Origin of the sequence: Vibrio sp. M260118 (assembly GCF_036533755.1) — a bacterium.
GTDB lineage: Bacteria > Pseudomonadota > Gammaproteobacteria > Enterobacterales > Vibrionaceae > Vibrio.
In genome coordinates, this window is sequence record NZ_JATABG010000131.1 from 1 (window position 1) to 11099 (window position 11099).

At 44.2% G+C, this 11099-nt stretch carries 12 protein-coding genes and 2 pseudogenes; 12 read left to right on the forward strand and 2 right to left on the reverse strand.

The window, feature by feature from the left end; all coding sequences use genetic code 11:
- The 11 genes and pseudogenes from QTO00_RS09725 to QTO00_RS09775 all read left to right on the forward strand — a co-directional run.
- Nucleotides 1–219 (forward strand): annotated as a pseudogene (locus tag QTO00_RS09725) (DedA family protein); the annotation flags it as partial.
- Nucleotides 203–1333: a D-alanine--D-alanine ligase gene (locus tag QTO00_RS09730; RefSeq protein WP_331424567.1), complete on the forward strand. Its 1131-nt coding sequence runs from the start codon at nucleotides 203–205 to the stop codon at nucleotides 1331–1333. The pseudogene QTO00_RS09725 and the gene QTO00_RS09730, both read left to right, overlap by 17 nt.
- A 22-nt stretch (nucleotides 1334–1355) precedes the next feature.
- On the forward strand, nucleotides 1356–1904 hold the full coding sequence (locus tag QTO00_RS09735) for a hypothetical protein (protein WP_331424568.1): 549 nt from the start codon (nucleotides 1356–1358) through the stop codon (nucleotides 1902–1904).
- 2 nt (nucleotides 1905–1906) lie between these two features.
- On the forward strand, nucleotides 1907–2479 hold the full coding sequence (locus tag QTO00_RS09740) for an NRDE family protein (RefSeq protein WP_331424569.1): 573 nt from the start codon (nucleotides 1907–1909) through the stop codon (nucleotides 2477–2479).
- Complete coding sequence (locus QTO00_RS09745; RefSeq protein WP_038202115.1) at nucleotides 2476–2913, forward strand: YHS domain-containing (seleno)protein; 438 nt, start codon at nucleotides 2476–2478, stop codon at nucleotides 2911–2913. Before QTO00_RS09740 ends, QTO00_RS09745 begins: the two co-directional genes overlap by 4 nt.
- A 17-nt stretch (nucleotides 2914–2930) precedes the next feature.
- Nucleotides 2931–4691 (forward strand): lysophospholipid acyltransferase family protein, encoded by a 1761-nt coding sequence (locus tag QTO00_RS09750; protein WP_331424570.1) that lies wholly within the window; start codon nucleotides 2931–2933, stop codon nucleotides 4689–4691.
- Between the two features lie 188 nt (nucleotides 4692–4879).
- Nucleotides 4880–5707: an AraC family transcriptional regulator gene (locus QTO00_RS09755; protein WP_038202109.1), complete on the forward strand. Its 828-nt coding sequence runs from the start codon at nucleotides 4880–4882 to the stop codon at nucleotides 5705–5707.
- A gap of 33 nt (nucleotides 5708–5740) precedes the next feature.
- Entirely contained in the window at nucleotides 5741–6346 is a 606-nt protein-coding gene (locus tag QTO00_RS09760; protein WP_331424571.1) for a LysE family translocator, read from the forward strand.
- A 279-nt stretch (nucleotides 6347–6625) separates the two neighbouring features.
- Nucleotides 6626–7282, forward strand: coding sequence for a Qnr family pentapeptide repeat protein (locus tag QTO00_RS09765; protein ID WP_331424572.1), 657 nt, complete (start codon nucleotides 6626–6628; stop codon nucleotides 7280–7282).
- A gap of 144 nt (nucleotides 7283–7426) precedes the next feature.
- Nucleotides 7427–7807, forward strand: coding sequence for an STAS/SEC14 domain-containing protein (locus tag QTO00_RS09770; RefSeq protein WP_038202105.1), 381 nt, complete (start codon nucleotides 7427–7429; stop codon nucleotides 7805–7807).
- A 31-nt stretch (nucleotides 7808–7838) separates the two neighbouring features.
- Nucleotides 7839–8323, forward strand: a pseudogene (locus QTO00_RS09775) (GNAT family N-acetyltransferase).
- Between the two features lie 343 nt (nucleotides 8324–8666).
- Here the strand turns inward: QTO00_RS09775 and QTO00_RS09780 are convergent.
- On the reverse strand, nucleotides 8667–9185 hold the full coding sequence (locus tag QTO00_RS09780; RefSeq protein ID WP_331424573.1) for a cysteine hydrolase family protein: 519 nt from the start codon (nucleotides 9183–9185) through the stop codon (nucleotides 8667–8669).
- A gap of 125 nt (nucleotides 9186–9310) precedes the next feature.
- Between QTO00_RS09780 and QTO00_RS09785 the strand changes: the two genes are divergently transcribed.
- Nucleotides 9311–10252: a GlxA family transcriptional regulator gene (locus tag QTO00_RS09785; protein ID WP_331424574.1), complete on the forward strand. Its 942-nt coding sequence runs from the start codon at nucleotides 9311–9313 to the stop codon at nucleotides 10250–10252.
- A gap of 66 nt (nucleotides 10253–10318) precedes the next feature.
- On the opposite strand, the gene QTO00_RS09790 is transcribed toward QTO00_RS09785, so the two are convergent.
- Nucleotides 10319–11099 (reverse strand): AraC family transcriptional regulator (locus QTO00_RS09790; RefSeq protein WP_331424575.1); only part of this gene is annotated, 781 nt, incomplete at its 5' end.

Below are 11099 nucleotides of genomic sequence, written 5' to 3' on the forward strand. Positions count from 1 at the left end.
AACGTGCCAACAAGCAAATTTTTGTTCGCTGTTGTTGCGGCGACAGGTTTATGGACCGCACTTATTTTTGGTTCATTCTTCCAGCTCGGCAATGTGCAATGGCTGCAGCATAACCTTTCTAGTTGGTTACTCATTCCATTAGGTCTGTGCGTCATGCTGCTGCTCAACAACATAATGACTAAAACACTTTTAAGGGACACTTATGACACAGCTCGCTAACGTAGAGATGATTCCACAGGGAAGAGTAAATGCGGGTATGCCCATTCTTCACCAGCCAAAGCGAGTAATATCTCCGTTTGAATTTTTACCGACTTGGTTTTTCTATACACCAGTTGTGTTGCAAAGCGCATTTTTGAGTTTGCGTCATAGAGATTGGGCTTTGCCTCTAATCGCTAATCCTGCCATCAAACTCAGTGGTATGGTCGGTGAATCAAAGCACGATATTTTTACTTCAGCGGGCGAACAAACCAATACATGGATATTACCGTTTGTCACGTTAACCAAAACTCAAGTCTGTGGAGAGGAGCTACTCGGTGAGGCGAAAGCCCAGCTTGAATATGCCAATTTGACTTACCCGTTGGTCGCAAAGCCAGATTTAGGTTGTCGTGGTGTGGGTGTAAAACTCATCCACTGTGATGAACAACTGCAAGATTATATCGACACCTTTCCCGTATCGGGTCGTTTCTTACTGCAGAAAAAGTCCCAATACAGTGCTGAAGCTGGTGTATTTTACGTTAAGCAACCCGGAGAATCAAAAGGGAAGATTATCTCTATTACGCTGAAATACTCTCCGCGAGTCATCGGTGATGGTCGCTCGACGCTTAAACAACTTATTGAACACTGCCCAAGAGCGGGCAAGTTACAGCACCTATATCTTCCTCGTCATACTGAACATCTTGATCTTGTTGTTGAAGATGGGGACGAGTTTCAGTTGGCATTTGCGGGCAGTCACTCTCGCGGGGCGATCTTTCGTGATGGCAATCAGTTCATTACAGAGACGCTTGAAGAGAAACTCGATGAGGTGTTAGGTGACTTTGAAGGATTCAACTATGGGCGTTTGGATATTAAATTCCGCGACATCCAAGCTCTAATGAAGGGGGAGTGCTTCGACATTTTGGAGATCAATGGTGCGAGTAGCGAAGCGGCGCATATTTGGGATAGCGATACTCCCCTTAGCCACATCTTTACCACCCTGCTGAAACAGTATCGCCTGCTTTATCAGATTGGCTCTAAATATAAAAAACGCGGCCATAACACTCCTACGTTAGGGGCTTTACTGCAGGCTTGGCGTGAAGAGAAAAATCTAACACAACGCTATCCGATGACGGACTAATGGCGACGGAAAGGAATCAAACATGAAAAGTTTAACAACACGTTTTGCTTCAAATACACAGGCGTGCCCGTCCCAAGCTGTGGTCGGTTGTATTGAAACGCTTAATCAAGGTTATGAGTTTCTCGAAACCCTCAACCAACAAGACTATGTCTTTGTTGCCCAGCCTCATGTCAGCAGTTCTATTGGCGAGCATTTTCGTCATTGGCTCGATCTGTTTCATGCAATCAGGCTTGAACCAAGCAAAATTGATTATAACGTGCGTCGACGTGGGCATAGTGTCGAGCGTAACTTGGACATCGCAAAGCAAGAGATCTGTGAGCTGATTGACTGGCTTTGCGAGTTGCCGGCTGATGAGTTACATCAACCCGTTAGTGTTGAAACGGAAGTCATGTTATCGCAAACCTATGTCGAAGAGGTTTCGTCGAGTTTTGTTCGTGAGCTCACTTTTGCTGCTCTGCATGCGACGCACCACTTTGCAATGGCTAAGGTGGTGGCGTCTTTGCGTGGTGTGGAATCCGACAGTCGTTTTGGTGTCGCGCCGACAACGGCAACCTATCAGAGGGCCCAGTAATCATGTGTACATTATCTTGGCTTTATCATGGCAATAACCATTATGAGGTTTATTTTAATCGTGACGAACAGCGCTCTCGTTTGCCTGCACTTGAACCGCAAAGTGTAGTGATCGATGGTGTTCATTGTTTAATGCCGATTGATCCGGTTGGCGGTGGCAGCTGGATTTCTACCAACGAGCATGGTGTTACAGTCTGTTTGCTCAATTACTATCAAGGCACGACACCAAAAGGTGAGTTAAGTAGCAGAGGAAACATCGTTAAACGTCTAGCAAGTAGCTGTTCGAGTTCTACCGTCGATAGTCGCTTGTTGGGCATGGATTTGAGTGCTTTTGCACCGTTTACGGTAGTTTCTTTTGATACCAGACGGACATCCAATGAAACCGTCATGTGGACTTGGGATGGTCAACAGTTGCATCGCTCACATGCATTTGCGCCTATTGTCTCCTCGGTTATCGTGTCTTGTTCTAAACAAGAGATGCATTACCAATCTATCGACAATCATCGCAATGTTGACTTTAGAACAAGCCTGAGCTGCATGGCTAACGACGTTGCTGAACAAGGAGTTTTCAAATGAAAAAGCTATTCGCCCTGCTCATCATGCTATTCAGTTTTCCTACCTTTGCTGCCGATGAAATTTATACCGGAATTTTTAGTAACAAAGCCGTTAGTGGGTATGACACGGTGGCTTACTTTACTGAAGGCAAGCCTGTCAAAGGTGATAGCAAATGGCAGACAGAGTACAAAGGTGCAGATTGGCTCTTTTCCTCACAAGAGAACCTAAACAAGTTTAAAGCCAATCCTGAGGCGTATGCACCGCAATACGGTGGTTACTGTGCGTGGGCAATATCTGAGAAGAATGATTTTGCCTCATCTGATCCAAATCAGTGGGCGATTGTCGATGGTAAGCTTTACCTCAACTATAACGCCGATGTAAAAAGCTGGTGGGATGAAGATCGCGCAGGTCATATTTCTGCGGCAGATAAAAACTGGCCGAGCCTTATTCAGTAAGGCACAAGGAGCTTAGTATGATGGATAGTCCTTTTCGATTGCCGCGAAAAACGCCCTTTGGCATCGGTGAATCTGTCGTTGAGTGGGCGACTGGTCTTACAACTTTAGACTCGCTCTACAGGCGAGAAGCGTTGCCGCAAGACAGTTTTGAGTTTATGCATGCGGCGCTAGAGCGAATTGGTACTCAATACCAAATTGATCACGGTAGCCTTGAGAACATACCCAGTGAAGGTTCGGTTTTGATTGTCGCTAATCATCCTTTTGGTGGAATTGAAGGGATTGTTCTTGCTGCATTGATTTCAAAGGTACGTAAAGATGTCAAAGTGCTTGCTAACGAGTTGCTAAAGCGTATCCCAGAGTTAGATGAACTGTTTATTGGCGTTGATGTGTTTGGCGGAGAGAAAGCCAAACGCACTAATCGACGAGCTATCAACGAAGCGAATCAACACCTAAAACAGGGAGGGGTGTTGATCCTGTTTCCTGCGGGTGAAGTCTCATCTTGGCAAGTCAGTGAAAACAAAATCACCGATAAAGCCTGGAGTAAGTCGGTCGCTAAGTTTGTAAAGCGTGCAGAGGCGACAACGGTTCCACTGTTTATCAATGGCATGAACAGCAAACTGTTTTACCAAGCGGGGCGTATTCATCCACTACTAAGAACAGCGTTGCTTGGCCGTGAGTTGCTGAATAAAAATGGTCAAATCATCTCTGTTTCGGTCGGCAATCCTATCCCTTACAGCGAAGTTAAAGACTTTGAAAGTGACGATGATATCACTCAATATTTCCGCCTCAATACCTATTTGATGGGGAGCATGGGCAGTGAACAGTTGCTAGCTCAGCCCAATGAAAATGCTGAGCCGATTATCGCTCCTGTTTCAGTAGAGTTATTGGAAATTGAACTCAAAGGGTTAGCGTCATACAAACTGCTAGAGCAAGGTGACTTCGATGTTTATTGTGCCCCGACACCGACAATGCCAAGTATCTTGCGTGAGATTGGTCGCGTGCGTGAAGAGAGTTTTCGAGAAGTCGGTGAGGGGAGTGGCCGAAGCTGTGACATTGACCAGTTTGACCAAGAGTACTATCAGCTGTTTGTGTGGAATCGAGCTAATCGTGACTTAGTCGGCGCGTATCGTTTAGGGTTAGTCGACGAGCTAGTGGCGAAAGGCGGCGTTGACTCTCTCTACTCAACAAGCTTGTTCAAGTACGATGAAGCTTTTGTTGAAAGCTTAGGCAAGTCGATTGAGCTAGGACGTTCTGTGGTTGCTAAGTCGTATCAGCGCAATATGCACTCTTTGCTGTTACTATGGAAAGGCATTGCCAGCTTTGTCGAGCGTAATCCAAAATACACCCATCTATTTGGCCCTGTCAGCATCAGTAATAACTATAGCCCAGTTGCGAGACAGCTTATCGCTTCGGTGATGTCGGTTCATTACTATGATAATGAGAAAGCGAAGTTGGTATCGCCAACGACGCCATTAGAAAAAAGTGGTCAGGAGTTTTGGCGTCCGGATATGTTGAGTTCGTTGTCTAAACTGCCACTGCTGTCGAAGGTACTGAGTCGCCTTGACCAAGGGATGGGGCTACCAGTGTTATTGAGACAGTACCTAGCAATGAATGGCAAGCTGGTCTGTTTTAATGTTGACCCAGCGTTTAATTTTGCTTTAGATGGGTTGATAGTGGTCGATTTAACCAAGGTTCCAGTGCGAACGCTTGGCAAGTACATGGGCAGAGAGCAGGCTATAGAATATTTGGCTTGTCACCAAGGTTCTCAACTGAATTGATTTACATTGTAAAACATCATAAAGATTGTCTTTTTTTGCTGGCAGTTTCTTAAACTGGAGACGGATGAAAGCCCTCTATTAGTGCTTTACTATTGGTCGCAGGTGAGCAATTTTGTTCAATTTTTCTGGCGAAGAATCGAGTACCTTAGCTGAGGAATTATGTGAAAGAGTGCTGTTTGGAGGAGAGCGTGGGTAAAGACAATCACTTTATATATACCAATAGCTCGCAGCAGGACGACGTGTCCATGCTGTGTGCAACTATGAGTGATTTTTCTTACGCCAAGCATGCTCATGAAGAGTACTCTATCGGTTTGACTCTCAAGGGAAGACAAGATTTCTTTTGTCGAAGTGCTTTCTATAAAAGTACTCCTGGATGTGTAATGGTGTTTAATCCGGAAGATATTCACGATGGCCATTCAGGTGTGGAGCAAAACTTAGAATACGTCATGCTTTACATCCATCCAAATGAGCTTCATCCTCTGTTTGAAGCTTTAGGACACAAGAAAAATACCACTCTCAGGTTAAGTCAAACATTGTCTGATGATCCGCTTCTAAGGCATCAAGTCTATAGCATGTCTCAGCGTTTGCAGGGAGAGTCATACTCTAAGGTTGAACACGAAGCGGGTTTGTTTCAGTTGGCACAATCAATGACTCGTCTACATGGTAGCCTTGAAATACCTGTACATCGCACTCGCGCTGATAAGCTCTTAGTCAAAGGGAAAGACTATATTTTGGCAAATCTTTCTCATGACTTCTCGATAGATGATGTTGCTGAGGCTGCTAGCATGTCAAAGTTTCACTTCATTCGTGCTTTCCGAGAGCACTTTTGCATAACTCCACATCAGTATGTTTTGAATTGTCGCATCAATTACGCGCGTAAACAGTTGTTGGCAGGGCACAGTGCCACTTTGGCTGCCGTATCCTCAGGTTTTGCTGACGCCAGTCATCTCAATCGTAACTTTAAGCGTGTGTTTGGCATGACACCAAAACAGTTTCAACTTCAATTAAGCCGCTAGAAAAACGGCCTACTGCTCTTTTGGGAGTTATCAATGTCAGAGATCTTCGCCTACGCGATCGGGGTTATGTATACCCCTGGTCCAGTTAATCTTTTAGGGTTACACAGTGGATTAAACCGGAAAACAAACGCACATCTTGGCTTTTTTGCTGGCGTTGGCATGGCGATGTTCATTTTATTTGTCTTGCTGGGGTTTGTTGGGTTGAAGATTGTGAATCCGCAACTACTTCCTTTCGTTAGCTTAGCTGGCTGCCTGTATATTTTGCATATTGCATGGAAAGTTATGGGCTCGAACGTCGAGCTTTCTGGCAGCGAGAGTGGTTTGAAGTCATTGAGTTTTCGAGATGGGTTGTTCATGCAACTGCTCAACCCCAAAGCGTTAGTCGCGACGTTGCCGATATCGACCATTCAGTTTCCAGGCGTTGGTATTACTGGCAGTGCGATCGTCGTGTGGTCAGTCATCCTAGCTGTTTTGGCTTTTGGTGCACCGACTAGCTATTCGATTGCAGGGCTAGTGCTTGGAAAACGAATCTCTAATCCCAGTTACTTTAGAGTGTTTAATTGGTTGATGGCAGCACTGCTGGTCTATGTTTCTCTGACGATTGCTTATGAGCATGTAGTGACTCCGTTGCTTAAATAACTGAGTTGGAACAACAAAAATCAACACGACTAGAGCGAATATAGGCGGACTGTATATACCTTTGAATAAATCCTTCCCGAACGCGCCCTAATCGTTTAAAACTATTTTCATTTGGTCCTCATCCTTTAACTCAAAAATAACTCCCTTATATCGCCAATCTGGTGTCTTAAATTGGCGATTTTAGGGGATTTTAACGTGTTGTTTTTATTGGGTTTGTTTTTGTTGAGAACTCCTCAAGAAATGTTAGGCTTCATTTCTCGTTATTTAGAGGACCCAAACATGGATAAAACCAATCAGATTTTTGAGCAGATAGACTTCTCATCTCAAGACCTGAGTAATGCCATTTTTTCGAACTGTAAGTTTTTTCGCTGTAGTTTTAAGCGCACAAACTTAAGAGACGTGCAGTTTGTTGATTGTATTTTTGTTGAACAGGGAGACCTTGAAGGGTGTGACTTTTCTTATGCCGACTTGCGCGACGCTTCCTTCAAAGACTGTAATGTCGCATTGTCTCTGTTCAAAGGTGCTAACTGCTTTGGAATAGAGCTCAGAGATTGCGATCTCAAAGGGGCGAATTTTGGCCAAGCAAGCTTTGTTAATCACGTATCACATCAAATGTATTTTTGCTCCGCCTATGTCACAGGTTGTAACTTGTCTTATGCGAATTTTGAAAAGCAACTTATTGAGAAATGCGAGCTATTTGAAAATCGATGGATAGGGGCGAACTTACGCGGTGCTTCATTTAAAGATTCAGATTTGAGCCGAGGCGTATTTTCTGAAGATTGCTGGGATCAGTTTAGAGTTCAAGGGTGTGATTTGAGCCACTGTGAGCTGTACGGCCTAGATCCACGCCGAGTAGACCTTTCAGGCGTTAAAATATGCGCATGGCAGCAAGAGCAATTATTGGAAAAGCTAGGTTTAATCGTTGTACCTGATTAGGTAGGGCTTGATGTCATGTGTTGATGCTAAACATTTGGCGTTTATTCATTGGAGAAACTTAATCAAACTGGAAATCAGCTCTCATCTTTTTCAATCTGCCAGGCCTAGACTCATAGGGTAATTTATCTTTAGAGGTAGACAGCAATGAATATAGAACGCCACGGGATTACGCTAGGCATTGAGCGTTTTGGTGAAGATTCACTGTTGGTAATTAAAGCGAGAGGAAAGCTTACGCACCAAGATTACCAAGTGATAGGACCCATTCTAGACTCAACTATAACGGGGTTAGATCAAAAGCGGATAAAACTGCTTGTTGATATTACAGAGTTTTCTGGCTGGGAGCTTAGGGCGGCTTGGGACGACTTTCAGTTAGGGGCTAAAATCGGACTTAACTTCGAGAAAGTCGCTATTTACGGTGATAAGAACTGGCAAAGTTTGGCAGCCAAAGTGGGCAGTTGGTTTGTATCCGGTGAGATGTCGTCCTTTGGAGACTACAAATCCGCAGTAGATTGGCTGTTGGATTAGAGACTTAGTTTAATCGGATATTGGAATTTATATGATTAGGGAAATCACTCGTGCAGACTTTGAGGTATTTGGCCAACATTCTCTGCCGTTATTCAGGCCCAGGAAACCTATGCCTTTGACCCTGATATGACCTTAGAACAGGCATTTTCGCTGTGGTGCGAATCACCATTGAAAGCATTCGCTTTTGTTGAAAATGATATGATTTTAGGGACTTACTACATCAAACCAAACGCAATGGGGCCGAGTAACCATATCTGTAATTGTGGTTATATGGTCTCTAATGAGGCGAGGGGAAAGGGCATTGCTCGCCAGATGTGCGAACATTCGCAGATTATGGCCTTGGAGATCGGATTTAAGGCGATGCAATTCAACAGCGTAGTTTCTACCAATGAAGTGGCAGTTAAACTATGGCAGAAGTTGGGTTTTGACATCGTAGGCACCATCCCTAAGGCCTACAATCACGCGAAACTCGGTCTGGTTGATAGCTATGTGATGTATAAGTGGTTACAAATTTAGCGATTTAATTTCAAACGATTTTGCCATTTGTTCCTAGATCTACAGAAATGAATGTGGTTGATTCAAATTTCAACAATGGTAAGCAGCCTAAATGGGTTCGTCGAACATTACTGATTATAACGGTCATGATTGCCTTACTCCATGCTGCTATCTTCGTGATAATCGTTTATTCTGATGGCATAGATAGTGTCAGTGACGTGTTTAGTACCGTGCTGAGTTTTTGGCTTATTGTCGTTGCGCCGTCATTTTTGCTGTATTGCTATTATAAGACATATCGAGGTTCAACATAATTGACGGCACTGAAAGAATAGGCGAATGCAGGTTTGTCAAACGAAAGCCGGTATTAAAGGACTTGCTCTGTTGTCACCAGTGGTACGCGAGTTGATACGGCATTTAGAGCGATGTTGTGAATCATCTCATCCACTGTTGTGCAGCAGTCCATCATTACCGACACCTTGTATTTCTCTGCCGCTTTTGAAATGGCAGTATGCGTTACGCAATTTTGCGTCATCATTCCACATATAAGTATCTCATCAATTTTGTACTTCTCGAGTACTGCTTCTAGGTTAGTTTTCTCAAAGCTGTCTGCGTAGGTTTTCACTACGATTTCAGAGATTGGCGCTATTGCTGATATATCAGGGTGAATCTCAACCCCTTCAGTGCCTTGGTTAAAAAATGGTGCGATCCCCATCGCTTCGTCAGCAATGTGCTGAACTAGAATCACTGGAATGTTTTCGCTGTTCGCTTTAGTGATCGCAACTTTGATGTTGTTTAGTGTTTGCTCTGTATTCCAAAGAGGATACTTACCTTCTGGGAAATAGTCGTTTTGTAGATCGATAACAAGTAATGCTTTCTGGCTCATCTTAGTTCTCCACTAATGGTGGTTTGTTGTCTTGGTATGAGTGCATTATTGTCAACTTGCGCGATTCTAGTAAGAGTCTAAAATGACATATAAAATGTCAAAAGCGACAAAGTGTGTTTTAGTTCATGAAAAGAGTCTCGGTAGGTATCTGTCAGTATCCGGAAGCGTTGAAGTCAGCTATTTATGGCTTAGAAGAAATGCTATTGATGGCGAACAGGGCTTGCAGTGCGCAAGGGCTAGACGTCGAGTTCAAACCTGTAATCATTGACATCTTAACGCAATTACCCCAAGAACTGGCGGTTATCTTGTTGCCTCCAAGCGCACCTAGTGACTACTATCTCAATCCTGACCAAGAGCTTATTGATTGGCTTAAAAATCAGCATCGTCAAGGTGCTATCTTAGCTTCTGCTTGTGCTGGGGCTTTTATACTCGCTGCAACTGATCTTGTACAAGATAGGTCTGTGACTACGCATTGGGGCTTGTCAGATCTGTTTCACGAGCGGTTCCCTCATCTATCACTGAATACCAATGAGATCTTGATTGATCATGGCGATATCATTACCGCAGGTGGAATGATGTCTTGGCTAGACTTAGGTTTTGAGCTGGTGGCGAAATATGCCTCTCTAAGTGTCATGCGTCATCTCGGTAAGATGCTTGTTGTCGATACTGCTTTGAGGGAGCAGCGTTTCTATCAGCAGTTCAATCCGTCTTTTTTACATGGGGACCCAGCGATTGTCGCGATTCAACAGACTATGAACTTGGACTACGCGAAATCAATATCGATTCAGGCTTTGGCAGCAAAGTTCAACCTCACTGAACGTACTATGCAGCGACGTTTTGTAAAGGCGACAGGCCATAATCCCAACCATTACCTACAGCGTCTTCGAGTGCAGAAGGCGTGTGACTTACTAGAAAGCACACAGATCTCTTTTGAGAGTATCGCCAATCAGGTTGGCTATGAAGATACCAGTGCATGTCGAAAAGTCTTCGTTAAAACCATGGGGTTAACTCCGCGAGAGTTTCGTTCCAGATTCTCAAGGATCGATCATAGGATGGTGCGCAATTAACCGTGAACGATATTAAGTTCAATCTAGCGTTGCGAAAAGAGCCTGCAATCTACAGGCTCTTGTGTTTTATTGGATTGCTGTACAGAAGCTGACATCTGCATGTTGAGTTTGAGGGTCGAAACTATGATAAAGCTCAAAGCATGGGCGATCGTCACACTCTAGCCCAGCCTCGATCGTTTTGTTCATTAAGTCATCCCAAGCTTGCGCATATTGGCTATTTTCAGTGATCATTTGGCGCATAACCGCATATTCTCCGCCGGGGAAATCTTGTAGTTCAATTCCATTGATTACCTCGGTATCGTCTGGAACCATAATACAGATGTCGGTACGGCATTTATCACTCGGGGTGATCTCTGGGTTGTCGTGGTATATGAAGATACATGTATTTTCCGCTAAGCCCTTCATTCCTGCCCACTGATAAAGTCGACCACTGGGTTCTTCGTAACCGACACCATAAGGTCCTGTTACTCGTACATAAGCCAATTTTGTTGCTGCAAAGTTTTGCGTTTCCATCTTGTTGCTCCACGTTGTTAGTTCAGAGCCAGTATACGAATCGCTGGTCGCGTGCGCGTTTCCATTCTTGCGCAGCGTGTGTCCAATCTTGCTGTTTCGTGATAATTCAGAAAACTGCTGATAATTTTCGCAATCACGAAAGGCACTCGGCGTTACTCCATAGTGTTGTTGAAAGGCTTTCGCTAGACTTTGTGAGGAAGAGAAACCATATTCCAACGCGATGTTTAAAATTGGTTGTTTCGACTTAAACAGGTCATCAGCGGCCGATTGCAGTCTCAAGCGCCTGATAAAGTCAGCCAACGTTTCGCCTTGAACCGCTTTAAAGGTGCGGTGA